This window comes from Sphaerisporangium album, from assembly GCF_003323745.1.
Taxonomy (GTDB): Bacteria; Actinomycetota; Actinomycetes; order Streptosporangiales; family Streptosporangiaceae; genus Sphaerisporangium; species Sphaerisporangium album.
Genome location: NZ_QOIL01000020.1, coordinates 40,067 through 65,982, shown reverse-complemented (window position 1 = coordinate 65,982; position 25,916 = coordinate 40,067). Strand labels below are relative to the sequence as shown.

Annotated in this window: 23 protein-coding genes; 20 read left to right on the top strand and 3 right to left on the bottom strand. The window is 70.9% G+C overall.

What is annotated here, in order from left to right; genetic code table 11:
• The first annotated feature begins 109 nt into the window (after window positions 1-109).
• From DQ384_RS29915 to DQ384_RS29865, 11 genes are all read left to right on the top strand, one after another.
• Window positions 110-1,609: an alkaline phosphatase D family protein gene (locus tag DQ384_RS29915; protein WP_245966880.1), complete on the top strand. Its 1,500-nt coding sequence runs from the start codon at window positions 110-112 to the stop codon at window positions 1,607-1,609.
• A 239-nt stretch (window positions 1,610-1,848) separates the two neighbouring features.
• On the top strand, window positions 1,849-2,430 hold the full coding sequence (gene pdxT, locus DQ384_RS29910; RefSeq protein ID WP_114032228.1) for a pyridoxal 5'-phosphate synthase glutaminase subunit PdxT: 582 nt from the start codon (window positions 1,849-1,851) through the stop codon (window positions 2,428-2,430).
• Window positions 2,431-2,433: 3 nt separating this feature from the next.
• Window positions 2,434-3,183 (top strand): YebC/PmpR family DNA-binding transcriptional regulator, encoded by a 750-nt coding sequence (locus tag DQ384_RS29905; protein WP_114032227.1) that lies wholly within the window; start codon window positions 2,434-2,436, stop codon window positions 3,181-3,183.
• Between the two features lie 283 nt (window positions 3,184-3,466).
• On the top strand, window positions 3,467-4,009 hold the full coding sequence (gene ruvC, locus DQ384_RS29900) for a crossover junction endodeoxyribonuclease RuvC (protein WP_114032311.1): 543 nt from the start codon (window positions 3,467-3,469) through the stop codon (window positions 4,007-4,009).
• Window positions 4,006-4,626, top strand: coding sequence for a Holliday junction branch migration protein RuvA (gene ruvA, locus DQ384_RS29895; protein WP_114032226.1), 621 nt, complete (start codon window positions 4,006-4,008; stop codon window positions 4,624-4,626). Before ruvC ends, ruvA begins: the two co-directional genes overlap by 4 nt.
• 8 nt (window positions 4,627-4,634) lie before the next feature.
• Window positions 4,635-5,684, top strand: coding sequence for a Holliday junction branch migration DNA helicase RuvB (gene ruvB / locus DQ384_RS29890; RefSeq protein ID WP_114032225.1), 1,050 nt, complete (start codon window positions 4,635-4,637; stop codon window positions 5,682-5,684).
• Between the two features lie 383 nt (window positions 5,685-6,067).
• Window positions 6,068-6,436: a preprotein translocase subunit YajC gene (gene yajC, locus DQ384_RS29885; RefSeq protein ID WP_245966879.1), complete on the top strand. Its 369-nt coding sequence runs from the start codon at window positions 6,068-6,070 to the stop codon at window positions 6,434-6,436.
• Between the two features lie 83 nt (window positions 6,437-6,519).
• Window positions 6,520-8,274 (top strand): protein translocase subunit SecD, encoded by a 1,755-nt coding sequence (gene secD, locus DQ384_RS29880; RefSeq protein WP_342769465.1) that lies wholly within the window; start codon window positions 6,520-6,522, stop codon window positions 8,272-8,274.
• A complete protein-coding gene (gene secF / locus DQ384_RS29875) occupies window positions 8,274-9,353 on the top strand; it encodes a protein translocase subunit SecF (protein WP_114032223.1) in 1,080 nt (359 codons plus the stop codon). Before secD ends, secF begins: the two co-directional genes overlap by 1 nt.
• An 80-nt stretch (window positions 9,354-9,433) precedes the next feature.
• Complete coding sequence (locus tag DQ384_RS29870; RefSeq protein WP_114032222.1) at window positions 9,434-9,952, top strand: adenine phosphoribosyltransferase; 519 nt, start codon at window positions 9,434-9,436, stop codon at window positions 9,950-9,952.
• Between the two features lie 237 nt (window positions 9,953-10,189).
• On the top strand, window positions 10,190-12,379 hold the full coding sequence (locus DQ384_RS29865; protein WP_114032221.1) for a RelA/SpoT family protein: 2,190 nt from the start codon (window positions 10,190-10,192) through the stop codon (window positions 12,377-12,379).
• 245 nt (window positions 12,380-12,624) lie between these two features.
• On the opposite strand, the gene DQ384_RS29860 is transcribed toward DQ384_RS29865, so the two are convergent.
• Entirely contained in the window at window positions 12,625-13,854 is a 1,230-nt protein-coding gene (locus DQ384_RS29860; RefSeq protein ID WP_114032309.1) for a DUF349 domain-containing protein, read from the bottom strand.
• Window positions 13,855-13,912: 58 nt separating this feature from the next.
• A complete protein-coding gene (locus DQ384_RS29855; protein WP_114032220.1) occupies window positions 13,913-14,719 on the bottom strand; it encodes a peptidylprolyl isomerase in 807 nt (268 codons plus the stop codon).
• A 247-nt stretch (window positions 14,720-14,966) separates the two neighbouring features.
• On the opposite strand from DQ384_RS29855, the gene DQ384_RS29850 reads away from it, so the two are divergent.
• The 3 genes from DQ384_RS29850 to aspS are packed head-to-tail and all read left to right on the top strand — an operon-like array spanning window position 14,967 to window position 18,664.
• Window positions 14,967-15,650 carry an MBL fold metallo-hydrolase gene (locus DQ384_RS29850; protein WP_114032219.1) on the top strand — a complete coding sequence of 228 codons (684 nt, stop codon included), beginning with the start codon at window positions 14,967-14,969 and terminating at the stop codon, window positions 15,648-15,650.
• Window positions 15,651-16,910 (top strand): histidine--tRNA ligase, encoded by a 1,260-nt coding sequence (gene hisS / locus DQ384_RS29845; RefSeq protein ID WP_114032218.1) that lies wholly within the window; start codon window positions 15,651-15,653, stop codon window positions 16,908-16,910.
• Window positions 16,907-18,664: an aspartate--tRNA ligase gene (gene aspS, locus DQ384_RS29840; RefSeq protein WP_114032217.1), complete on the top strand. Its 1,758-nt coding sequence runs from the start codon at window positions 16,907-16,909 to the stop codon at window positions 18,662-18,664. Before hisS ends, aspS begins: the two co-directional genes overlap by 4 nt.
• Window positions 18,665-18,803: 139 nt before the next feature.
• Here aspS and DQ384_RS29835 read toward each other — a convergent pair whose 3' ends face one another.
• Window positions 18,804-19,730 (bottom strand): peptidylprolyl isomerase, encoded by a 927-nt coding sequence (locus tag DQ384_RS29835; protein WP_114032216.1) that lies wholly within the window; start codon window positions 19,728-19,730, stop codon window positions 18,804-18,806.
• Window positions 19,731-20,037: 307 nt separating this feature from the next.
• Here DQ384_RS29835 and DQ384_RS29830 point away from each other — a divergent pair, with 307 nt between their 5' ends.
• The 6 genes from DQ384_RS29830 to alaS all read left to right on the top strand — a co-directional run bounded on the left by DQ384_RS29830 (window position 20,038) and on the right by alaS (window position 25,869).
• Window positions 20,038-20,499, top strand: coding sequence for a DUF2231 domain-containing protein (locus DQ384_RS29830; protein WP_114032215.1), 462 nt, complete (start codon window positions 20,038-20,040; stop codon window positions 20,497-20,499).
• Window positions 20,500-20,538: 39 nt separating this feature from the next.
• Window positions 20,539-21,078, top strand: a complete 540-nt coding sequence (locus DQ384_RS29825) for a hypothetical protein (protein WP_147268938.1) — start codon at window positions 20,539-20,541, stop codon at window positions 21,076-21,078.
• 9 nt (window positions 21,079-21,087) lie between these two features.
• A complete protein-coding gene (locus tag DQ384_RS29820) occupies window positions 21,088-22,404 on the top strand; it encodes a replication-associated recombination protein A (protein ID WP_181871493.1) in 1,317 nt (438 codons plus the stop codon).
• A gap of 153 nt (window positions 22,405-22,557) precedes the next feature.
• A complete protein-coding gene (locus tag DQ384_RS29815; RefSeq protein ID WP_114032212.1) occupies window positions 22,558-22,947 on the top strand; it encodes a DUF948 domain-containing protein in 390 nt (129 codons plus the stop codon).
• Window positions 22,944-23,195, top strand: coding sequence for a hypothetical protein (locus DQ384_RS29810; RefSeq protein ID WP_114032211.1), 252 nt, complete (start codon window positions 22,944-22,946; stop codon window positions 23,193-23,195). Before DQ384_RS29815 ends, DQ384_RS29810 begins: the two co-directional genes overlap by 4 nt.
• Before the next feature lies 1 nt (window position 23,196).
• Window positions 23,197-25,869 carry an alanine--tRNA ligase gene (alaS, locus tag DQ384_RS29805; RefSeq protein ID WP_114032210.1) on the top strand — a complete coding sequence of 891 codons (2,673 nt, stop codon included), beginning with the start codon at window positions 23,197-23,199 and terminating at the stop codon, window positions 25,867-25,869.
• Window positions 25,870-25,916 lie beyond the last annotated feature (47 nt).

Sequence of the window (25,916 nt, the reverse complement as noted above, 5' to 3'; positions counted from 1 at the left end):
TGGCGCGGCCGGGCCGCGCCACGGACAGTACGCCGATGCCCGTAAATATCCCCTCTGACCTGGGATTCCCTGTACTCGGCGTTTGCTGTGAATAGTCGATGATCGTCATGTGATCGACAGGCGATCGTTCCTCGTGCTGGGGCTGGCGTCGGGAGTGCCACCCCTGCGGGTCTCCTATGGGGACCCGTTCACGCTGGGCGTCGCCTGCGGCGATCCCGCGCCGGACGGTTTCGTCATCTGGACGCGGCTCGCCCCCGCGCCGCTCGCCGAGGACGGCTTCGGCGGGATGCCGCCGTCGGCGGTACCGGTCTACTGGGAGGTGGCCACCGATCCCGCCTGCGCGCGGATCGTCCGGCGCGGCACCGAGGAGGCCGTGCGCGAGTGGGCGCACAGCGTGCACGCCGAGGTCGCCGGCCTGGAGCCGGGCCGCGAGTACTGGTACCGCTTCAAGGCGGGCCAGTACGTCTCGCCGATCGGCCGCGCGCTGACGGCCCCGGCGCCGGCGTCGCTGCCCGGCTCGCTGCGCATGGCCGTGACCTCGTGCGCCAACTTCCAGCACGGCCACTTCACCGCCTACGGCAGGGTGGCGCAGGAGCGTCCCGACCTGGTCCTCCACCTGGGCGACTACATCTACGAGTACGGCAAGGGCGAGAACCCGTGCCCCGGCGGCAACGTGCGCCAGCACGAGGGGCCCGAGGCGCGCACGCTCACCGAGTACCGCCGCAGGCACGCCCTCTACAAGACCGACGCCGACCTGCGCGCGGCGCACGCGGCCGCGCCGTGGCTGCCGATCATGGACGACCACGAGGTGCGCAACAACTGGATGAGCCTGCTGCCGGCCGAGCGGCGCGAGGCCGCGTTCCGGGCCTACTACGAGCACATGCCGCTGCGCCGCACCGCGGTCCCCAAGGGCCCGGCGATCAAGCTGTTCCGGCGCGTGCGCTGGGGGAGCCTCGCGACCATCCACCTGCTGGACACCCGCCAGTACCGCGACCCGCTGATCTGCGGCGCGGGCTTCCACGAGTGCCCCGAGTCGCGCGTGGAGAACCGCACGATCACGGGCGCCGAGCAGGAGCGGTGGCTGCTGGAGGGCTTCCGCGAGTCCAAGGCGCTGTGGGACGTCATCGGCCAGCAGGTCTTCTTCGGGCAGCGCGACAAGCACACGAGCGGCGAGAAGAAGGTGCGGCAGGACTCCTGGGACGGCTACTCCGCCTCCCGCACCCGGGTCACCCGCGGCTGGGTCGACGCCGGGGTCCGCAACGCCATCGTGCTGACCGGCGACGTGCACTCGCACTGGGCGGGAGACCTGGCCCTCGACTACGACGACGAGTCCTCGCGCCTGGTCGGCACCGAGCTCGCCGTCACCTCGATCACCAGCGGCGGCGACGGCGACGACCACGACCGGCCCAGGGACGCGCTGCTGGAGAAGAACCCCCATCTGAAGTTCCACCTGAGACGCCGCGGATACCTCATGGTGAAGGTGACGCCGACCGCGGTCGTCGCCGACTTCAAGATCCTTCGGTACGTCAGCACGCCCGGCGCCCCCGCCCTCACCGCCGCGACCTTCGAGGTGCCGGACCGGGTGCCCGGGCTTCTGCGCCGGCCCTGAGCCGCGCCGGGCGTTCCGGTCCTCCGCCAGGGGAAGTCCTGGGCGGTTTGGGACGTTGTTCCGCATGGCCCTAGGCTTTTGACGCGCGCCGTATCCGCCGCGACCGGGGGCCTCGGGGACGACCGCCGGCGGCTGACGGCCGCGCGGGGCCACGTCCCCGGAACGCGACCAGCGGGCAGCGACCCCTGCGGTGCCCCGAGCAGTGAAGGAAGGAACGACCGGTGACCTCTGCGCCGACGATGCCGACGATCGGCGTGCTCGCTCTCCAGGGCGACGTGCGTGAACACGCCCGCTCTCTCGAGGCCGCCGGAGCCAGGGCCGTGGCCGTCCGCCGCCCGGCCGAGCTCGACGCCGTGGACGCGCTCGTCATCCCGGGTGGGGAGTCCACCACCATGTGGAAGCTCGCCGACGCCTTCGACCTGCTCGAACCGCTGCGCGTGCGCATCAAGTCCGGCATGCCGACCTACGGGTCCTGCGCGGGCATGATCATGCTGGCCGACCGCATCGAGGGCGGCATCGAGGGCCAGCAGACGATCGGCGGCATCGACATGGTGGTGCGCCGCAACGCCTTCGGCCGCCAGATCGACTCTTTTGAGGCATCCTTGGATTTCGCGGGCCGCGGTCTGCTGCGCGCCGTCTTCATCCGCGCCCCATGGGTCGAATCCGTGGGCGAGGATGTCGAGGTGCTGGGGCTGGCCGAGCCTGGGGATAGGATCGTCGCGGTCCGGCAGGGACCTCTGCTCGCGACGTCCTTCCACCCCGAGCTGACGGGGGACGCGCGGGTTCATTCGTATTTTGTCGAGATGGTGAGGGAGCTCTAGCCGATGTCCGGCCACTCCAAATGGGCGACGACGAAGCACAAGAAGGCCGCGCTCGACGCGAAGCGGGGCAAGCTTTTCGCCAAGCTCATCAAGAACATCGAGGTGGCGGCCCGGACCGGTGGTCCGGACCCGGAAGGCAACCCGACCCTCTACGACGCGATCCAGAAGGCCCGCAAGAGCTCCGTGCCGATCGACAACATCGAGCGCGCGCGTAAGCGCGGCGGCGGCCTGGAGGCCGGTGGCGCCGACTGGCAGACGATCATGTACGAGGGCTACGCGCCCGGCGGCGTGGCGGTGCTGGTCGAGTGCCTCACCGACAACCGCAACCGCGCGGCCTCCGAGGTCCGCGTGGCCATGACCCGCAACGGCGGCTCCATGGCCGACCCGGGCTCGGTGTCCTACATGTTCAACCGCAAGGGCGTCGTGATCGTCCCCAAGGGTGAGCTGGCCGAGGACGACGTGCTGGCCGCGGTCCTCGACGCCGGCGCCGAGGAGGTCAACGACCTCGGCGAGTCCTTCGAGGTCGTCTCCGAGGCCGGTGACCTGGTCCCGGTGCGCAAGGCGCTCCAGGAGGCCGGCATCGACTACGACTCGGCCGAGAGCAGCTTCCTGCCCACGCTCAGCGTCCCCCTGGACGAGGACGGCGCCCGCAAGGTGTTCCGCCTGATCGACGCCCTGGAGGACAGCGACGACGTGCAGAACGTCTACGCCAACTTCGACGTCAGCGACGACGTCCTCGCCAAGCTGGACTGACCCGCGTGACCGCGCCGGCGGGCCGCCGGAAAAGGGTTCGGCCTTCGCCGGCGTCCAGGTCGGCGGCCTGCGCCGCGCCGGGCTGCTGACGGGGGCACCCCCGAGGCCGACGATCTTCTCGCCGCGGCCTTCGCCGCCAAGCCCTACATGATCGACTACTTCTGAGTTCCGCGCCCGGCCCGGCGGCGTGTCCCTGGGTGCGCCGCCGCGCCCGCCGGGGTAGAGTTCGGGGCCGAACAGGTGTTCGGCGGTCTGGGGAGGCGTGCCGGTGCGGCTACCGGAGCTGAGGGTGATGGGGGTCGACCCCGGCCTCACCCGCTGCGGCCTCGGCGCCGTCGAGGGCCGCGCGGGCGCCCCGCTGTCCCTGGTCAAGGTCGGCGTCGCCCGCACCCCCGCCGGGGACGACATCGGCGCCCGCCTGGTCGCGATCGAGGCCGAGATCGAGCGCTGGCTCGACGAGGTCAGGCCCGACGCCGTCGCGGTCGAGCGGGTCTTCAGCCAGAGCAACCTGCGCACGGTGATGGGCACGGCCCAGGCGTCGGCGGTGGCCATCGTCTGCGCCGCCCGCCGCGGGCTCCCGGTCGCGCTGCACACCCCCTCGGAGGTCAAGGCCTCCATCACGGGGTACGGCAACGCCGACAAGGCCCAGGTCGGCGCCATGGTCACCCGCCTGCTGCGCCTCGACGCCATGCCCAAGCCCGCCGACGCCGCCGACGCCCTCGCGCTCGCCATCTGCCACATCTGGCGGGGCGGCACGCAGAACCGCCTGGCCCAGGCCGTCGCCAAGGCCAAGGCCGCCGCGACGGCCGCGAAGGGAACCCCGTGATCGCCTCGGTGTCCGGCCGCGTCGCCGCCCTCGCCCCCGACTCGGCGGTCGTGGAGGTCGGCGGCGTCGGCGTCCTCGTCCACTGCACGCCCGCCACGCTCGCCACGCTGCGCGCGGGGGAGCAGGCCCGTCTCGCCACCTCCCTGGTCGTCCGTGAGGACTCCCTGACGCTCTACGGCTTCGCCACCGACGACGAGCGCACCGTCTTCGAGATGCTCCAGACCGCCTCCGGCGTCGGCCCGAGGCTGGCGCTGGCCATGCTCGCCGTCCACGCGCCCAACTCCCTGCGGGTGGCGGTCGCGAGCGCCGACGTCAAGGCCCTGACCATGGTGCCGGGCATCGGCCAGAAGGGCGCCCAGCGCATCATCCTGGAGCTCAAGGACAAGCTCGGCACGCCGGAACAGGCCGTGGACGCCGCGCTCAACGGGCGCGCCCGGCGGCAGATGTGGCGCGAGCAGGTGCACGCGGGGCTGGTCGGCCTCGGCTACTCCTCCAGGGACGCCGACGAGGCGATCGCCGTCGTCTCGCCCCAGGCGGATGCCGAGGAGGCCGCGGGCCGCGTTCCCGAGGTCGCCATCCTGCTGAAGGCGGCCCTGCGGGCCCTGAGCGTGCGATAGGGGCCCCGATGAGCCTGGAGAGAGATCTGGTGTCGCCGGACGCCGAGGGCGACGAGCGGGCGATCGAGTCGGCGCTGCGGCCCAAGCGGCTGAGCGAGTTCATCGGCCAGAGCCGGGTGCGCGAGCAGCTCTCCCTGGTGCTGCAGAGCGCGCTGCGCCGCGAGCGCCCGCCGGACCACGTGCTGATGAGCGGCTCGCCGGGCCTCGGCAAGACCACCCTCGCCATGATCATCGCGGCCGAGCTGGGCATGCCCCTGCGCCTCACCTCCGGACCGGCCCTGGAGCGCGCGGGCGACCTCGCGGCCATCCTCTCCACGCTGTCGGAGGGCGAGGTGCTCTTCATCGACGAGATCCACCGCATGGCCCGCCCCGCCGAAGAGATGCTCTACCTGGCCATGGAGGACTTCCGCGTCGACATCGTCGTCGGCAAGGGCCCCGGGGCCACCGCCATCCCGCTGGAGATCGCGCCCTTCACGCTCGTCGGCGCCACCACCCGCGCCGGGCTGCTGCCCGCGCCGCTGCGCGACCGGTTCGGCTTCGTCGCCCACATGGACTTCTACGACGTCGAGGAGCTGGAGCAGGTGCTGCGCCGGTCGGCGAGCCTGCTCGGGCTGCGGCTCCCCGACGAGGCCGCCCACGAGATCGCCCGCCGGTCGCGAGGCACGCCCCGCATCGCCAACCGCCTGCTCAGGCGGGTCCGCGACTTCGCCGAGGTCCGCACCGACGGCGTCATCACCCGCGACATCGCCTCGGCGGCGCTCAACCTGTACGAGGTGGACGCCGAAGGGCTCGACCGGCTCGACCGGGCGGTCCTCGGCGCGCTGCTGCGCAAGTTCGGCGGCGGCCCGGTGGGCCTGTCCACCCTGGCGGTGGCCGTCGGCGAGGAGCCGGAGACCGTCGAGGTCGTCGCCGAGCCGTTCCTCGTCCGCCAGGGGCTGCTCGCCCGCACGCCCCGGGGGAGGGTGGCCACCGCCTCCGCCTGGTCCCATCTCGGGCTCACCCCTCCGCCGGACGCGTTCGGGGCGCCCGGCCTGCCAACACTCTTCGAAGATCCCTGATACGCGGGCTTTCTGACAGGCGTCTTGACGGCGGCTTCGCGGCCCCGGCCGCGCCGGGCGGCGTTCCGTCCCTGGTGAAGCCCGCGCCACCGGGTGAACCCCCTGCTACGGCGGGCGGGCCGGCCGCCGGAACCCGACGGCCGCGAAAGTTTCAAAATCGTCGTATCGGCTGGTCACAGATCGGCTACAACGGGAACTTTCCTGCTTGCTAGAGCGTGGGTTCGTTGCCGGGCTTTGACAAGCTCGCCTAAACTCCGTGGCTTGGCTGGCTGTGTACGCTGACATGATCGGTGTGCGGCCGTGCCCATCGCCTCCAGACCTCCGGCGCCAGGCCGGTCAGTCCTTAACCGGAAGGAAGCCCCGTGCAGGGCCTTGGATCGTTCGTGCCACTGATCTTGCTGGTCGTGGTGTTCTATTTCCTGCTCATCCGCCCGCAGCGCAAGCGGCAGCAGGAGCAGTTGCAGATGCAGAGCAGCCTGACGCCCGGCACCCGGGTGATGACCACGACCGGCATGTTCGCCACCGTCTCCGCCGTCGAGGACGACGACCTGATCCTGGAGATCGCGCCCGGCGTCCAGACCCGGTGGATCAAGGCGTCCATCGGTCGTGTGGTCACTCCGGTGGAGGAGACGGTGGACAATGAAGACGGTGAAGACGGGACCCCGGGCGTTCGGGACTCCGTAACCGACGAGACGGTGATCGACGCCCCGGAACGCCGGGGAGACGAGGGCTCGACTAACGCGAAGTCCTGAGTAGGCTCACGGCAAACCCCTCTTGACGAAAGAACTGACCACCAGTGGCCCCATCGACCAGTAGCCAGAGTAAGCCGGGGCGCGTGCTCCTGGCGCTCCTGGCGCTCATCCTCGCCATGGGCGGGGTGATGCTCCTGCAGAAGGCACTCGTGCCCAAGTTCGGCCTCGACCTCGCCGGCGGCACCACGGTGACGCTGTCCCCGGTCACGCAGAGCGGCGGTGCGACCCCTTCCCAGGAGAGCCTCGACCTGGCCGTCAACATCATCCGTGATCGGGTGAACGGCAGCGGCATCTCCGACGCAGAGGTCGCCAAGGCAGGCGACAACATCGTCATCTCCGTTCCCGGCGCCGGCCAGGAGGAGGTCGTCAAGCTGGTCGGCACCACGGCCGAGCTGCGCTTCCGTCAAGTCCTCGCGGTCGCGGCCGCCAACGCCACGCCGGGCAAGCTGCCGACCGCCCCCGCCACCCCGGCGCCGTCGGGCGGCTCGACCCCCGCCCCCTCCGGGTCGGCCCAGCCGAGCACGACCGCCAAGCCCACGGCCACGGCCAAGCCGGCCCCGAGCGGCACCCCGGCGGGCCGGGCGCTGTCCTCGGCGCTGACCGCCCCGACCCCGGCGCCCTCCGCGTCCGCGACGGGCGACGCCAAGGACGCCAAGGACAAGGCCACCCCGGAGCCGAGCGGTTCCGCGGCGCCCTCCGCCTCGGCGTCGGCCCCTCCCGCGCAGGAGGATCCAATGGCCGGCGTCGACCTCAGCGGTGTCGACCCCGCGGTGGCCGAGCAGTTCAAGACCCTCGACTGCACCAAGAAGGACCGCGGCCAGGGCGTCCAGGACAACCCGGACAAGCAGCTCGCGGCCTGCAGTGACGACGGCGTCGCCAAGTACATCCTGGACAAGGCCGCCGTGAAGGGCACCGAGGTCGCGGGCGCGAACTCCGGCGTCGACTCCACGACGGGCGAGTGGATCGTCCAGGTGAACTTCAAGAGCAAGGGCGCCAGCGAGTTCGCGAAGATCACCGGTCAGATCACCAGCGCACCCCAGCCGCGCAACCAGCTCGCCATGGTGCTCGACGGCGTGGTCATCTCCGCCCCCGTCATCGAGGAGCCGATCCCGGGCGGCCAGGCCCGCATCTCCGGCAGCTTCACCCAGAAGACCGCCGACGACCTGGCCAACCAGCTCAAGTACGGCGCGTTGCCGCTGAAGTTCGTGCAGAGCTCGATCGAGGAGGTCTCCTCGACGCTCGGCGCCGACCAGCTCCGCGGCGGCCTGCTCGCGGGCGCCATCGGCCTCGTCCTCGTCGTGCTGTACTCCCTGCTCTACTACCGGGGCCTCGGCCTGGTGGCGGTGGCGAGCCTCGCGATCGCGACGATCGTGACCTACGAGGCGGTGGTCATCCTCGGCCACAACGCCAACTTCCGGCTGTCGCTGCCGCACATCATCGGCCTCATCGTCTCCATCGGCATCACCGCCGACTCCTTCATCGTCTACTTCGAACGCATGCGTGACGAGATGAAGGAGGGCCGGCGCTCGCTGCGGGTGGCCGTCGAGGTCGCCTGGGTCCGCGCCCGGCGCACGATCCTGATCGCCGACGCGGTCATGTTCATCGCCGCCGTGGTCCTGTACTTCCTGGCGGTCGGCGGCGTCGCGGGCTTCGCCTTCGCGATGGGCCTCACCACGCTGATCGACATCCTCGTGGTGTTCCTGTTCACGAAGCCGTTCGTCGCGATGCTGGCCAAGCTGTCGTTCTTCGCCAAGGGGCACAAGTTGTCCGGCCTCGACGCCGAGCGCATGGGCCGCGAGGCGCCCGTGGCCCGCACGACCGTTTCGCAGGAGGGCTGATGTCGCGCATCGGTTCGATCGGCCGCCGCCTGTACCGCGGCGAGGTCGACATCGACTTCGTCGGGCGTTACAAGCTGTGGTCGCTGCTGTCCGGCCTGCTGCTGGTGATCTCCATCGCCGGCCTGATCGTCCAGGGCCTGAACCTGGGCATCGAGTTCAGGGGCGGCTCGGTCTTCAGCTTCGACAAGCCGCGCTCGTCCACCATCGAGACCGTCCGTTCCACGGTCGAGGGCGCCGGCGCCCACCAGGTCACCGTCCAGGAGGCGAGCAACCGCTGGCGGGTGACCACGCAGAGCCTGACGGCGGAAGAGGTCACCACGGTCCAGAACGCCATCTCCAAGGAGTTCGGCGTCGCGGGCAACCAGATCAGCAAGCAGATCATCGGCCCGACGTGGGGCGGCGAGGTGCTCAGGAAGGCCGTCATCGGCCTGGTCGTCTTCATGATCGCGATCATCCTGTACCTGACGATGGCCTTCGAGTGGAAGATGGCGCTGGCCGCGGTGGTCGCGCTGCTCCACGACCTGATCATCACCGCCGGCATCTACGCCTGGTCGGGGTTCGAGGTCACCCCGGCCACGATGCTGGGCTTCCTGACGATCCTCGGTTATTCGCTCTACGACGCCGTCGTGGTGTTCGACATGATCAAGGAGGTCACGGCCAAGCTCGGCACGACCGCCAAGATGACGTACACCCAGGCGGCGAACAACGCGCTGAACCACACGCTGATCCGCTCGCTGAACACCTCGCTGGTCGCGATCCTGCCGGTGGCGGCGATCCTGTTCATCGGCACCACGCTGTTCGGCGCGGGCACGCTGAAGGACCTGTCGCTGGCGCTGTTCGTCGGCATGATCGTCGGCACGTACTCCTCGCTGTGCGTGGCGACGCCGCTGCTGGTCAACCTCAAGGAGCGCGAACCGAAGTACATGGCCATCGCCAAGCGGCTCGCCTCCAACAAGAGCGCGTCCGCGCAGGACGCCCCGCCGGCCAAGGGCAAGGAGCCCGCCACGGCGGCCACCTCCACAGGCCCGGCGAGCTCGGCCAACGGCGCGGTCGCCGCGCCCAAACGCAAGAAACGCTAGCCGCGTCACGTCCCCGTGGCGCCCCCGTGATCCCTGCCGGTGTCACGGGGGCGCTTCGCTGCCGTCAGGAAGGACTCCCCATGAGCGACCTCACCGCGAAGATCCTCGGTCGCATCCGCGACGTGCCGGACTACCCCAGCCCCGGCATCGTGTTCAAGGACATCACGCCGCTGCTCGGCGACCACGTCACGTTCGCCGCCGTGGTGGACGCCCTGGCCGATGAACTGGACGTCGACACGGTGGTCGGCATCGAGGCGCGCGGCTTCATCCTCGCCGCCCCGGTCGCCTACCAGGCGGGCGCGGGGTTCGTGCCCGTCCGTAAAAAGGGAAAACTCCCTGCCGCGGTGCTCGAAGAGTCCTACGATCTGGAGTACGGCTCCGCCGTCATCGAGGTGCATCGCGACGCCTTCGCCCCGGGCGAGCGCGTGCTGATCGTCGATGACGTGCTCGCCACGGGCGGCACGGCCCGTGCGGCGGTGGACTTGGTCGGCCGGGCCGGCGCCGAGGTCGTGGCCGTTTCGGTGCTGATGGAGCTCGGCTTCCTCAAGGGCCGTGACCGCCTGACCGGAGTCGATGTGCGCTCCCTGGTGGTCGTCTGATCCACAGGCGGGAAGGCGGGCGTCTCCGGCGTGGATACACTGGAGAATCTGGACTCGACGTGAGGAGTCTGAGTGCCCCGTGATGTGGCCCTGCCCGAGGTGACCGATACCTCGGCGCCCGTATCCGCGCCCGTGGACGAAACGGGTCCAGCCACGCCCGTGGGCACGGACGACAAGCCGGCGGCACCTGCCGTACGACGCAGGCTGTCCCGGTTCGGGGGGCAATGGGGTGGAGCAATGAATCCGGTTCTGGAACCGCTGTTCAAGACGGTCCGGGCCACCCATCCCAAGGCAGAGCTCCGCCTGATCGAGCGCGCCTACGATGTGGCCGCCTACCACCACCGCGACCAGAAGCGTAAGAGCGGCGACCCGTACATCACCCACCCCCTGGCCGTCGCGACCATCCTCGCCGAGCTGGGAACCGACGACGAGACGCTGTGCGCGGCGCTGCTCCACGACACCGTCGAGGACACCGCCTACGGCCTGGAGGAGCTGACGGCCGACTTCGGCGAGAACATCGCGCTCCTGGTCGACGGCGTCACCAAGCTGGACAAGGTGAAGTTCGGCGACGCCGCGCAGGCCGAGACCGTCCGCAAGATGGTCGTGGCGATGTCCCGCGACATCCGGGTGCTGGTGATCAAGCTCGCCGACCGCCTGCACAACATGCGCACCCTGCGCTACCTGCCGAGGCACAAGCAGGAGCAGAAGGCCCGCGAGACGCTGGAGATCTTCGCGCCGCTCGCCCACCGCCTCGGCATGAACACGATCAAGTGGGAGCTGGAGGACCTCGCCTTCGGGATGCTCTATCCCAAGCGCTACGACGAGATCGCCCGCATGGTCTCCGAGCGGGCCCCGCGCCGTGACGTGTTCCTCCAGGAGGTCATCGAGAACGTCTCGGGCGACCTGCGCGAGGCCAAGATCAGGGCGACGGTCAAGGGCAGGCCCAAGCACTATTACTCGATCTACCAGAAGATGATCGCCCGCGAGGTCGCGTTCGACGACATCTACGACCTGGTGGGCATCCGCGTCCTGGTCGACACGGTCCGCGACTGTTACGCCGCGCTAGGAACGATCCACGCTCGGTGGAACCCGGTGCCCGGCCGGTTCAAGGACTACATCGCGATGCCCAAGTTCAACATGTACCAGTCGTTGCACACGACGGTCATCGGGCCCGAGGGCAAGCCCGTGGAGCTGCAGATCCGCACCCGCGCGATGCACCACCGCGCCGAGTACGGCGTCGCGGCCCACTGGAAGTACAAGGAGGAGATGGGCGCGTCCGGCCCGGCCGGGGCCCGCGTGAAGGCCGCGGGCGACATGGCCTGGCTGCGCCAGCTCCTCGACTGGCAGAAGGAGACCGCCGACCCGGGGGAGTTCCTGGAGTCGCTGCGGTTCGACCTTTCGGTGTCGGAGGTCTTCGTCTTCACCCCGCGCGGCCAGGTGATCGCGCTGCCCGAGGGCGCCACCCCGGTCGACTTCGCCTACGCCGTCCACACCGAGGTCGGCCACCGCTGCATCGGGGCGCGGGTGAACGGCCGCCTGGTGCCGCTGGAGTCGCGGCTCAGCAACGGCGACACCGTCGAGATCTTCACCTCCAAGTCGCCCGACGCGGGGCCGTCCCGCGACTGGCTGAAGTTCGTCAAGAGCGGCCGGGCGCGCAACAAGATCCGCCAGTGGTTCTCCAAGGAGCGCCGCGAGACGGCGATCGAGGCCGGCAAGGAGGCGATCGGCAGGGCCATGCGCAAGCAGGGCCTGCCGTTGCAGCGCCTGATGTCCGGAGAAAGCCTCCTAGCGCTCGCCAGGGATCTCCGGTACTCAGATGTCTCGGCGCTCTACGCCGCCGTCGGAGAGGGCCACACGGCCGCGCAGAACGTCGTCCAGAAGCTCGTGCAGGCCCTCGGCGGTGTGGAGGGGGCCGAGGAGGACATCGCCGAGGCCGCCGTCCCTACCAAGCTCCGCGGCCGGCCGCCGCGCAGCGGCACCAACGCCGGCGTCATCGTGGCGGGCGACTCCGATGTCTGGGTGCGCCTGTCGCGGTGCTGCACCCCGGTGCCCGGCGACGACATCGTGGGGTTCGTGACCCGGGGCCACGGGGTCTCGGTGCACCGCACCAACTGCCCGAACGTCGAGCAGCTCCGGGCCGAGCCCGACCGCCTCGTCGAGGTGAGCTGGTCGCCCGGCGACGACTCGGTGTTCCTGGTGGCCATCCAGGTCGAGGCGCTGGACCGGCCCCGCCTGCTGTCGGACGTCACGCGCACGTTGTCCGACCAGCACGTCAACATCCTGTCGGCGTCGGTGACCACCTCGCGTGACCGCACGGCGGTCAGCAAGTTCACCTTCGAGATGGGCGACCCCAAGCACCTGGGCCACGTGCTGAAGGCGGTGCGCAACATCCCGGGCGTCTACGACGTCTACCGCGTCACCAACTGAAGCGCGCCGGCCGTCGCTCGTCGGCGGCGGCCGAGATGGCGCCGGTCCCGGCCGGGAGCCGCCTCGATCGCCGGGACGGCGCGGCCGATCCGCGAAGGCCGTACCGGCAGGCCCGGCCGAGGTCGTGTCCGTTCCACCGCTGAGCCGGAGCCGCGCACGGCGGGGAGCCATGGCGCACGCGCCCCGGCCGGTCAGGTCGGCCGGGACGCCCGCTCATGCTCGGCGGACGATCAACAGCAGGGGCCTCAGGAGAACTCGGCGAGCGTGCGCTCGGCCTCCTCCAGCCACGAGCGGCGGGCGGCGATGGCCTCCTCCGCCTCCTTGACGTCCTTGTCCCTGCCCGCGGTCCTGGCCTTGCCCAGCCGGCCCTCGAGCTGCTCGATCGAGCGCCGCAGCTGGTCGACGGTGTTCTGCGCCCGCGCCCGGGCCTCGGGGTTTGACCGCTTCCACTCGGTCTCCTCCGCCTTGCGCACGGCCTCGTCGATGCGGCGCAGGCCGCCCTCCAGCTTGTCCCTGGACTCGCGCGGCACCGGGCCGACAGCCTCCCACCGCTCCAGGACGCCGCGCAGGGCGGCCCTGGCGGCGCGGGCGTCGGTCACCGGCAGGATGCGCTCGGCCTCGGCCAGGATGCGCTCCTTGGCCTCGGCGTTCTCCCGCAGGGACGCGTCCCGCTCGGCGAACACCGTCGAACGGGCCTGGAAGAACTGGTCCTGCGCCGCCTTGAAGCGCGTCCACAGGTCGTCCTCCGCCTCCCGGGAGGCGCGTCCGGCCGCCTTCCATTGGCGCATCAGGTCCCGGTACGCCGAGGCCGTCTCGCCCCAGTCCGTCGAGGTGGCCAGCTCCTCGGCCTCGGCGACGATGCGCTCCTTGAGGCTGCGCACCGACTCACGCTGCTCGTCCAGCCCGGCGAAGTAGGACTTGCGCCGTTTGGCGAAGGCCGTCCTGGCCGCCGACAGCCGCTTCCACAGCGCCGCCTCGGTCACCCGGTCGATGCGCTCGGCGGTCTTCCACTCCTCGACGAGCTGGCGCAGCCGCTCGCCCCCCGACTTCCAATGAGTGGTGTCCTCGGCGATGCGCTCGGCCTCGGCGACGATGCGCTCCTTGACCTCCCGGGACTGGGCGCGCGCCTGGTCCCGGGCGGCCTTGACCTCCTCGCGGCGCTTGCCGACCAGGTCGGTGAGCGCTTCGAGACGGGCCTCCAGGGCCGCCAGGTCGCCGACGGCGTGGGCCCCGGAGATCGACTCGCGCAGCTTGACGATCGTCGCCTCGGCCTGCGCGGGTGGCAGGTCGGTGCCACGGAGTCGCTGCTCCAGCAGTTCCACCTGGGTCGCCAGCTCGTCGTACTTCCGATGAAAGTAGGCCAGGGCCTCTTCCGGCTCACCGGCCTGCCAGGACCCGACGGCCCGTTCTCCCTCAGCCGTACGAACGTAGACGGTGCCGTCGTCGTCTACCCGGCCCCACGGGTCGGTGCTCACCGTGTCCTCCCGCACTCGAATCAGCCTCCAGGAGGCTAAGCGTCCTTGGTGTATTACGTCAGCTCTTGCCAGAGATTGTCACGTGTTTGATTTCGACCGGGTCCTTGGGAGCACCCGTGCCGTCGCCCATCCCCCCCGGCAGGACGCCCTTCTTACTCACATCGTCCAGGACTTTGAGCCCCTTTGTGACGGTACCGAACGGCGTGTAGTTCGGGGGAAGCTGCAGGTCCCCGAAGATGATGAAGAACTGGCTGCCGTTGGTCCCCGGGCCGCTGTTGGCCATCGCCACCACGCCGCGCTTGTACTGGGCGCCCGTCAGGTTCTCGTCGGCGAACCGGTAGCCCGGCCCGCCCTGGCCGTCGGTGGGGTTCTTGCCGTCGGCCTTGGCCAGCGGGTCACCGCACTGGAGCATCGGGAAGGCCGCCTCGCCCATGCGGTGGCACTTGGACCCGTCGAAGTACTTCTGCTTCGCCAGGAACGCGAACGAGTTCGCCGTGCACGGCGCCTTGTCTGTCGCCAGGTCGATGACGATGTCGCCGTGGTTGGTCGCCAGCGTCATCGTCTTCACCTTCGTGTCGGCCTTCGCCGGCGGCGTGCCGACGTTCTTGGCCGGGCCCCCGGTGCTGTCGGCGACGTAGTCGCACGTGCCGGTCGCCGCGTCGTAAGGCTTGGGAGTCGGCCCCGCGGACGGGGGCGCCGACGCGGACGACGACGGGGTGGCCGTCGCGGCCTCGGTCTTGGAGTCGCCGCCACCGACCAGCGCGACGGCCGCGAAGATGCCACCGACGACGACTAGCACGCCCAGCGTCGTGCCGATGATCGCCACGCGCTTCTGACGCTGCTGCCGCTCGACGCGCCGCTGCATCTGCCGTTCGTAATGCTCTCGTGCCAGCTGCTTTTGACGGTCCTTGCCGGTCGCCACCGCGTGCCCTCCCGACTGTCCGAGTTGATCCGTTTGGTCGCCTCACTGGACGACCGCCACCTTTATGGAGTGGGCGAATCGTATCGGCCTACGGGCGATGGTTCGCAGCCCGGCGACCCGCACCGGTACCCTTCGGTTACATTCCCATCCGCTTTCCTTGACGAGATCGATCACATCGAGGTCCGTTCCCGTGCTCATCGACGGCTTTCCCGCAGGCTCCTTCCAGGCCAACTGCTACGTCGCCGCTCCCGCCGCGGGAGAGGAATGCGTGATCGTCGACCCAGGTCAGGACGCCATGGCCGGTGTGGACGCCCTGCTGCGCGAGCACCGGCTCAAGCCGGTCGCGGTGCTGCTGACGCACGGGCACATCGACCACATGTGGTCGGTCGCCCCGGTCTGCGGCGCGCGGGACGTCCCGGCGTGGATCCACCCGGAAGACCGCCACCTTCTCGCCGATCCCGCCAAGGGCTTCCCTCTGAACGCCGGCCAGGATCTGCTCGGCGGCCTGAAGTTCACCGAGCCCGACGACGTGCGGGAGCTGGCGGACGGTTCGGTGCTGGAGATCGCGGGCATGGCCATCACCGTCGACCACGCGCCGGGCCATACCAGGGGGTCGGTGACGTTCAGGTTCGCCGAGGAGCGTGTCATGTTCTCGGGGGATCTGTTGTTCGCCGGCTCCATCGGCCGCAGCGATCTACCGGGCGGTGACTACCCGACCATCCTGCGCAGCCTGGGCCGTGTGTGCCTGACGCTGCCGGACGACACCGCGGTGCTGCCCGGTCACGGACCACAGACGACGATCGGCCGCGAACGCGCCGCCAACCCGTACCTCGCCGAGGCTGCGCCGTTCGCGGGTCCAACCAGGGGACTGTAAATGAGCTTTCAGGCGCCCAAGGGCGTACCAGAATACTTCCCGCCGCGCTCGGCGACCTTCCTCGCGGTGCGCGCGGCCTTCGCCACCGCGGCCCAGAACGCCGGCTACTCCTACATCGAGGTGCCGGTCTTCGAGGACACCGAGTTGTTCGCGCGTGGCGTCGGCGAGTCGACCGATGTCGTTACCAAAGAGATGTACACCTTCGCCGACCGCGGCGGCCGGTCGGTCACGCTGCGGCCGGAGTTCACCGCGGGCGTCATGCGCTCCACGCTGGAGCACGGCCTGCACCACGGCCAGCTTCCGGTCAAGCTGTGGACCACCGGCCCGGCCTTCCGCTACGAGCGCCCGCAGGCCGGCCGCTACCGCCAGCTCCAGCAGTTCAACGTCGAGGCCATCGGCACCGAGGACCCGGCCGTGGACGCCGAGACCATCGCGGTGGCCTGGTCGGGCTACCAGGCGCTCGGCCTGAGCCAGGTGCGGCTGCTGCTGAACACGCTCGGCTGCAAGCAGTGCCGCCCGGCCTACCGCGCCGCGTTGCAGGACTTCCTGCGCGGCCTGGACCTGGACGAGGCCACCCGCGAGCGCATCGAGATCAACCCGCTGCGCGTGCTGGACGACAAGCGTCCCGAGGTCAGGGCCCAGGTCGAGAACGCGCCGCTGATCACCGACCACCTGTGCGCGTCCTGCAAGGCCCACCACGACCGCGTCCGCTCCCTGCTGGAGGACCTCGGGGTGCCCTGGGAGGACGCGCCGCGGCTGGTGCGCGGCCTCGACTACTACACCCGCACCACCTACGAGTTCGACCACCCGCTGCTCGGCGCCCAGTCCGGCATCGGCGGCGGCGGCCGCTACGACGGCCTGTCGGAGGACATCGGGGGCCCGCCGCTGCCCGGCATCGGCTTCGCCGTCGGCGTCGACCGCATCATCCTCGCCGTGGAGGCCGAGAACCTCTCCCAGGAGGCCCCGGCCCGCGTCGCGGTGTACGGCGTGCCCCTCGGCGAGGAGGCCGCCAGGCGCATGTTCAGGCTCGTGAGCGAGCTGCGCGCGGCGGGCGTGTCCGCCGACATGGCCTTCGACGGCAAGGGCCTCAAGGGGGCCATGAAGGGCGCCGACCGCTCGGGGGCCGCCTACGCCGTGATCCTCGGCGACCGCGACATCGCCGCGGGGGCCGCCCAGGTCAAGGACCTGGCGAGCGGCGACCAGACGTCCGTGCCGCTCGCCGAGATCATCACCACTTTGAAGGAGAGACTGACCCCATGATCCGCACCCACACCGCCGGGTCGCTGCGCGAAGAGCACGCCGGCCGGCAGGTGACGCTGGCCGGATGGGTGGCACGCCGCCGCGACCACGGTGGCGTGGTCTTCATCGACCTGCGCGACGCCTCGGGCACGGCCCAGGTGGTGTTCCGGGAGGAGGATCACGCGCACGACCTGCGGTCGGAGTACTGCGTCCGGATCACCGGCGAGGTGCGCACCCGTCCCGCGGGCAACGAGAACCCCGACCTGCCGACCGGTGACATCGAGGTCGTCGCCTCCGAGGTCGAGGTGCTGAGCGAGTCCGCGCCGCTGCCGTTCCCCATCGAGGGCGGTGCGGGCGTCTCGGAGGAGGCGCGGCTGAAGTACCGCTACCTCGACATCCGCCGCCAGCAGGTGGCCCAGGCGCTGCGCGTTCGCTCGACGGCCACCTACCTCGCCCACGAGGTCATGCGCGAGCACGACTTCGTCTACGTCGAGACGCCGGACCTGACCCGCTCGACCCCCGAGGGCGCCCGCGACTTCCTGGTGCCGGTCCGCCTGCAGCCGGGCGCCTGGTACGCCCTGCCGCAGTCGCCGCAGCTCTTCAAGCAGCTGCTCATGGTGGGCGGGCTGGAGCGCTACTACCAGCTCGCGCGCTGCTTCCGCGACGAGGACCTGCGCGCCGACCGGCAGCCGGAGTTCACCCAGATCGACGTCGAGATGTCGTTCGTCGACGAGGACGACGTGATCGCCCTCGGCGAGACGCTGATCGGCCGCATCTGGAAGGAGACGGCCGGCTACGAGCTTCCCCTGCCGCTTCCCCGGCTGACCTACCGCGAGGCGATGGCGCGCTTCGGCTCCGACAAGCCGGACCTGCGGTTCGGCTGCGAGCTGGTCGAGATGACCGGCTACTTCGCCGAGACGCCCTTCCGGGTATTCCAGGCGCCCTACGTCGGCGCGGTGGTCATGCCCGGTGGCGCGTCCCAGACCCGCAAGGAGCTCGACGCCTGGCAGGACTGGGCCAAGTCGCGCGGCGCCAGGGGCCTGGCGTACGTCCTGGTGGGCGAGGACGGCGAGCTCGGCGGCCCGGTCGCCAAGAACCTCTCCGAGCAGGAGCGCGCGGGCCTGGCCAAGGCCGTGGGCGCCTCACCCGGTGACGCGGTCTTCTTCGCCGCCGGTGTCCCCGGGCCGTCCCGCGACCTGCTGGGCGCCGCGCGCCTGGAGATCGGGCGGCGCTGCGGGCTCATCGACGAGTCGCTGTGGAGCTTCCTGTGGGTGGTCGACGCCCCGATGTTCGAGCCGGTGCTCGACGAGGTGGGCCGGCAGACCGGCTGGACGGCCGTTCACCACCCCTTCACCGGCCCCAAGCCGGAGTGGGCGGACAACTTCCAGGACCACCCCGGCGAGGCCCTGGCGTACGCCTACGACATGGTGTGCAACGGCATGGAGATCGGCGGCGGGTCGATCCGTATCCACCGCGCCGAGATGCAGCAGCGGGTCTTCGACGTGCTCGGCATCTCCAAGCAGGAGGCCGAGAGCAAGTTCGGCTTCCTGCTGGAGGCCTTCAAGTACGGCCCCCCGCCGCACGGCGGCATCGCCTACGGCTGGGACCGCATCTGCATGCTGCTGGCGGGTGGCGAGTCGATCCGCGACGTCATCGCCTTCCCCAAGACGGCCTCCGGGTTCGATCCGCTGACCGGCGCGCCCACGCCGATCACCGCCGAGCAGCGCAAGGAGGCCGGGGTCGACGCCAAGCGCGCCCCGGCGCCGGGCGCCTGAGGGCGGCCCGCGACGCCGTGAGAGCGCCGTAAGAGCCGAGAAGGGGTGAGCCCCGGCGCCTGTGCCGCGCCGGGGCTCACCCCTTTCGCCGTGGTCCGCTGTGGTCCCGTCTCCGCCGTCCCCCTGCCGGCGGCGGGGCCTAGTGGGAGACCGTCAGGTTCTTGATGATCACCGGGAGCTTGGGGGCGTTGGAGCCCTCGCCGCGGACGTCGGCCATGGGGTCGCCGTTGAAGGGGATGATGCCACCCTTGGCGATCTTGTCGATGACGTCCATGCCCTTGACCACCACGCCGAACGGCGTGAAGGCCGCGCCCTGGTCGCTGAGCTGGTTGTTCTCGTCCGAGAAGCTGATCCAGAACTGGCTGCCGTTGGAGTTGGCGTCCTCGCTGGACTGCGCCATCGCGACCGTGCCCCGGCCGAGCGGCATGCCGCCGAGGTTCTCGTCGCCGAAGAGGTAGCCGGGGCCGCCGGTGCCGTCGTTCTTGGACTTGCCGTCGCCCTTGGCCAGCGGGTCGCCGCACTGAAGCATGCCGAGCCCGACGGTCTCGGGCGTGGCCAGGCGGTGGCACCGGGTGTCGTCGAAGAAGTTCTTCTTCGCCAGGAACTCGAAGGAGTTCACGGTGCACGGCGCCGCCTGGGTGGCGAGCTGGACGACGATCGTCCCCTGGTTGGTGTCGATCGTCATGGTCTTGGCCTTCGGATCGGGCTTCGACGGCGGCATGCCGACCTTCTTGGCGGGCGCCCCCGTGTCGTCCTTGCGGTAGGAGCACGTCACGGCCGCCGGCGCGGCGCCGGTGCTGGGGAGCGCGGCCGTGACCGACGGGGCCGTGGAGGGGTCGGCCGAGGACGACGCCGACGCCGAGGAGGACGCGGAGGGGGCCGCGCCGGAGGTCTTGTCGTCGTCTCCCATGAGGGTGGTGGCCGCGACGACGCCGCCCGCGACGACCACCACGCCCACGACGGACCCGATGATCGTGTTCCGCTTCGACGTGCCGTTCTTGGCCCGCTGTTCCTGTCGCTCGCGGTGCTCCCGTGCCAGCTGGGTCTGGCGATCCACGTCGGTCACGGTATGCCTTCCATTTGCCGATAGATGACTTGATGTGCTCGGGAATCGTACCGGCCTTTACGTTGAGGCCGCATAAAACGCGCAGTTCGCACGGCTTCGAAGATCATCCTTGACCCGGGGACTCGGGCTGCTTGGTTGCCTCGCGGAAAGTTGTCCAGCCGACTTCTTACGAGGTGTTGGCGCCCCGGTGGTCATGATTGACTCGCGTGGCCAGGGGTTCTCCCGGTGACCCGGGAGCCGCCCGGAGAACCAGGGGAGCTCCCGATTCGTATAAGGGACGACACGTCACTTCACATGGAGCCCAGACATGTTCGATGAGGTTCTCGGCCTGCCGGCCCACCCCCTGATCATCCACACCGCCGTGATCTTCATTCCGCTGCTCGCGGTCGGCTCCGTGTTCTACGGCCTGGTCCCGCGCTGGCGTCCCGTGCTCGGCTGGGCGGTCGTGGTGCTGGCCGTGGCCGCCCCCGTGACGGCCTTCGCCGCGCGTGAGAGCGGCGAAGCGTTCCAGGCCCGGCTCTTCGCCGGAGGAGCCCCCCAGGGCCCGCTCGCGCAGCGCATCGAGGAACACGAGAGCTTCGCCCTGCCCCTGCTGCTGAGCTCCCTCGGGCTCGGCGTCGTCGCGCTGCTGCTGGTGTACTCCGCCGCCAAACTCGGCAAGACCGCGACGACCGTCCTCGCCGTCGTCACCGTCCCGCTCGCCCTCGTCGCGGGCTTCTACGTCCTGCGCGCCGGCCACACGGGCGCCACGGCGGCCTGGGGGAGCTGACCTCCGGAACCTCCCCGCCCCCGGGCCGGTAGTAGGGGCATGAGACACGTAGTGACGCTGATGGTGTGCGCGGCCGCCGCGGCCGCGTGCGCCTCCTCCCCGGCCTCTCCGGACACCTCCGCGCCCGCGGGCTCCACGACGGGAAAGCCGGCCGCCTCCGCCCGGAGCCACGTGCCCGTGAGCGGTGAGACGCGGCAGGGGTGCGGGGACACGCCGGTCAGGGACGGGAGCCCGCCGGCCTGGGCCTCCGTCAACGCCCCAGGAACGCGGTTCGTGCTCGGCCGCGAGGGCAACGCCCTCGGTTACCTGTTCACCCAGCCGCTGCGGGCCGGGCACCCGGCCGACCCCGCCAACAAGATCCTCTGGTACGTCCGGCAGCCGCGCGAGGCGAAACCCCTGCGTGTCCTGGCCCACCCGCGCGGCCGGGAGCACCCGGTCGTCGAGCTCCGGTTCCCCTCGGACTCGGGGCCGGGGGAGATCTATCCAAGCATCACCGACCTGCCCCGGCCAGGCTGCTGGACCCTGGAGCTGACCTGGGGCTCCCACCACGACACCGTGGACCTCTTCTATCGGCGGTAGTGTCAACGCGTGGAGAGTTTGTTCGACGCGGCGGCGCGGGAGGCGCACAAGGCCCAGGAGCCCCTGGCCGTGCGCATGCGGCCGAAGACGCTGGACGAGGTCATCGGCCAGCGCCACCTCCTCGGCCCGGGGACGCCCCTGCGCAGGCTCGTCGAGAGCGAGGCGCCCATGTCGCTCTTCCTGTGGGGCCCTCCCGGCACCGGCAAGACGACGCTCGCCTACGTCGTCGCCGGGGTCACCGCCCGCCGCTTCGTCGAGGTCTCGGCCGTCTCCGCCGGGGTCAAGGAGGTCCGCGCGGCCATCGACCAGGCCAGGACCGAGCTCGGCATGACGGGCCGCCAGACCGTGCTGTTCGTGGACGAGGTGCACCGCTTCAACAAGGCTCAGCAGGACGCGCTGCTGCCCGCCGTCGAGAACCGCTGGGTGACGTTCATCGGCGCCACCACCGAGAATCCCTTCTTCTCGGTGATCTCCCCGTTGCTCTCGCGCTCCCTGCTGCTGACGCTGGAGTCCCTGTCGGAGGCCGACGTCCGCGCCGTCCTTGAGCGCGCCGTGGCCGACGCGCGCGGGCTCGGCGGCAGGGTGCGCCTCGCCCCCGAGGCGATGGAGCACCTGGTCCGCCTGGCCGGGGGAGACGCGCGCCGCTCGCTCACCTACCTGGAGGCGGCCGCCCTGCTCGTGCCCGAGGGCGAGATCACGGTCGAGACCGTCGAGAAGGCCGTCGACAAGGCCGCCGTCCGCTACGACCGGCAGGGCGACCAGCACTACGACGTCGTGAGCGCCTTCATCAAGAGCATGCGCGGCTCCGACGCCGACGCCGCGCTGCACTACCTCGCCCGCATGATCGAGGCGGGGGAGGACCCGAGGTTCATCGCCCGCCGCGTCGTGATCTTCGCCTCCGAGGACGTCGGCATGGCCGACCCCACCTGCCTGCAGGTCGCGGTGGCGGCGGCCCAGGCGGTGCAGATGATCGGCCTGCCCGAGGGGCGCATCAACCTCGCCCAGGCGGTGATCCACTGCGCGCTGGCTCCCAAGTCCAACGCCGTGGTCAAGGCCATCGGCGCCGCGTCCGAGGACGTCCGGCGCGGGCTGATCGGGCAGGTGCCCGGCCACCTGCGCGACGCCCACTACCCCGGCGCCGCCAAGCTCGGCCACGGCAAGGGCTACAAGTACCCCCACGATTTCGAGCACGGCCTGGTGAAGCAGGAGTACGCGCCCGAGGAGGTCCGCGGGCGCCGTTACTACGAGCCCACCCGGCACGGCGGCGAGCAGCACTTCGCCGACCGCTGGACCAAGATCAGGGAGTTCCTGCGCGGCGCCTCCTGACACCGGGTGCGGCCTTCGTCCACAGGGCGGTCCGTCGTCCACAGCCAGGGCGCGCTGGGCGCGGGCGGGGGGTCCGGGCGCGATAAGGTCTCCCCATTCCACCGCCCTAGCCGGGCCGGACATCCGCAAGGCGCTACGAGGGGACGCACCGACATGCTTACCGCGGGAGAGGTCGCCGGCCTCATCGTCGCCATGTTCTGGGCCATACTGGTCTGCTTTCTGGCAGTGGTGCTGGTCAGGCTGGCCCGGCTGCTCACGCAGACCACCAAGCTGATGGCCGACCTGAACGACCGGGTCGTCCCCCTGCTCGACGAGGTCAGCCTCACCGTCGCCGAGACCAACCGGCAGCTCGTCGCCGTCGAGGCCATCGCGGGCGACATGAAGCAGGTGAGCGGGAACATGGTCAAGGTCACCGGCGTGGCCTCCACCCTCTTCGCCAAGCCGGTGATCAAGGTCTCCGCGCTGGCGCACGGCCTGCGCCGGGCCGTCGCCGCCCGCCGCGCCGGCTCCTCCCGCGCCTCGCTCGAAGGGCGGCGCCGATGATCAGGCGGCTGTTCTACCTGGCCCTCGGCGCGTACGTCGGCATCTGGGTCATGCGTAAGCTGCAAGCATTGAAGCCCGACCACGTGGCGCGCCGCGCCGCCGACGGCGCCCTGGGCCTGCTGGCCGAGGCACGCCTGTTCGCGCGGGACGTCCAGGGTCTCGCCGCCGGCCGTGAGGCCGAGTTGCGGGCGCGCTTCGAGCTCGACACCGTAAGAGAAATCCGACACGACGAAAAGGACGGCCGCTGAGATGGAGTCGGCAGAGATCGCCCGCCGCTTCCTGCGCTTCTTCGAGGAGCGCGGCCACACCGTCGTGCCCTCGGCCAGCCTTGTCGCGGAGGATCCCACGCTGCTGCTGGTCAACGCGGGCATGGTGCCCTTCAAGCCCTACTTCCTCGGCCAGAAGAAGCCGCCCTACCCGCGGGCGGCCAGCGCCCAGAAGGTCATGCGCACCCTCGACATCGACGAGGTCGGCAAGACCACCCGCCACGCCAGCTTCTTCCAGATGCTCGGCAACTTCTCCTTCGGCGACTACTTCAAGGAGCAGGCCCTCCCGTACGCCTGGGAACTGCTGACCAAGCCCGAGTCCGAGGGCGGGTTCGGCTTCCCCGCAGACCGCCTGTGGGTCACGGTCTACCTCGACGACGACGAGGCCCACTCCATCTGGCACGACAAGATCGGCGTCCCCGCCGAGCGCATCCAGCGCCGCGGCATGGCCGACAACTTCTGGTCCATGGGCGTCCCCGGGCCCTGCGGCCCCTGCTCCGAGATCTACTACGACCGCGGCCCCGAGTACGGGCGCGACGGCGGCCCCATCGCCGACGAGAACCGCTACCTCGAGGTGTGGAACAACGTCTTCATGCAGTTCGAGCGCGGCGCGGGCGGCGGCAAGGAAGGCTTCCCGATCCTCGGCGACCTGCCCGCCAAGAGCGTCGACACCGGCATGGGCCTGGAGCGCATGGCCGCGATCCTGCAGGGCGTCGACAACATCTACGAGATCGACACCACCTACAAGATCCTCGACCGGGCCGCCGAGCTGACCAGGTCCCGCTACGGCCGCAACGCCCGGGCCGACGTCTCGCTGCGCGTCGTCGCCGACCACCTGCGCGCCGGGGTCATGCTGGTGGGCGACGGCGTCCTGCCCTCCAACGAGGGCCGCGGGTACGTCCTGCGCCGCATGCTGCGCCGCGCGATCCGCAACCTGCGCCTGCTCGGCGCGGGGGAGGAGCGCTACATGCACGAGCTCACCGCGACCACCATCGAGGCGATGGGGCAGCAGTATCCAGAGCTCAAGGCCGACGCGGCGAACATCCACACCGTGATCGACGCCGAGGAGGGCTCCTTCCTCGGAACCCTGCGCACCGGCACCGCGATCTTCGACGCCGCCGTCGAGGAGACGAAGCGCAAGGGCGGCGCCACCCTCGCCGGCCCCCAGGCCTTCCAGCTGCACGACACTTACGGCTTCCCCATCGACCTGACGCTGGAGATGGCGGCCGAGCAGGGGCTGCAGGTCGACGAAGAGGGCTTCCGCCGGCTCATGCAGGAACAGCGCGACCGCGCCAAGGCCGACTCCGCCGCCAAGAAGACCGGCAACGCCGACGTCTCGGTGCTCGGCGAGATGCTCGACAAGGCCGGCCGGGTCGACTTCCTGGGCTACGACCTCACCACCGCCGAGGCCACCGTCATCGGCATCCTGGTCGACGGCGCCTCGGTCCCGGCGGCGGGCGCGGGCACCACCGTCGAGGTCGTCCTCGACCGCACGCCCTTCTACGCCGAGGGCGGCGGCCAGCTCGCCGACCAGGGCGTCATCCGCACCGCGGGCGCCTCGGTCGAGGTCGTCGACGTGCAGTCGCCGTTCGCGGGCCTGGTCGTCCACCGCGGCAAGGTGCGCGACGGCGAGATCCGCGCCGGCGACAACGCCCACGCCGAGATCGACATCGAGCGCCGCCGCGCGATCTCCCGCAGCCACACCGCGACCCACCTGGTCCACCGCGGCTTCCGCAACGCCCTCGGCGAGACCGCGGCCCAGGCCGGCTCCGAGAACTCGCCCGGGCGTTTCCGCTTCGACTTCACCGCCGCCGGCGCCGTCCCGCCGAGCGTGCTGCGCGACGTCGAGGACGAGGTCAACGCCATCCTCATCAACGACCTGAAGGTCCACGCCTACCACACCTCGCTCAGCGAGGCCCGCTCGATGGGCGCGCTGGCGCTGTTCGGCGAGAAGTACGGCGACGAGGTCCGCATCGTCGAGGTCGGCGAGTACTCCCGCGAGCTGTGCGGCGGCACCCACGTCGCCAGCTCCGGCCAGCTCGGCCTGATCAAGGTGCTCGGCGAGGCGTCGATCGGCGCCGGCGTGCGCCGGGTCGAGGCCCTGGTCGGCATCGACGCCTTCCGCTTCCTCGCCCGCGAGAGCGTTCTGGTGGCCCAGCTCAGCGAGCAGCTCAAGGCCCGCCGCGAAGAGCTGCCCGAGCGCATCGAGGGCATGGTCACCCGCCTGCGCACCGCCGAGCGTGAGCTGGAGAAGATCCGCTCGGCCCAGGTGCTCGCCGTCGCCGGCGAGCTCGCCGCCTCCGCCCGCGACATCATCGGCGTCTCCGTCGTGACGCACCGCGCGCCTGACGGAACTTCGGCCGATGACCTGCGTAAACTCGCTCTGGAAGTGCGCGGGCGTTTCCCCGGTGACCGCGCTGCGATCACCGTGGTCGCCGGTGTGCCAGCAGACCGGCCGGTCGTGGTCGCCGCTGTGAACGATGCGGGACGCACCCGGGGCCTTGCGGCCGGGCGACTGGTCGGCGTCGCCGCCAAGGCACTTGGGGGTGGCGGTGGCGGTAAAGATGATGTCGCGCAGGGCGGTGGAGCCCGTCCGGAGGCGATCGGCGAGGCACTCGACGCCGTCGAGCGCGCGATCCGGGAGGCTCTGTCCTGATCCGACCCCGAACCCACGCCCGCCCCGGCCGAGTTGCCCGGGCCACG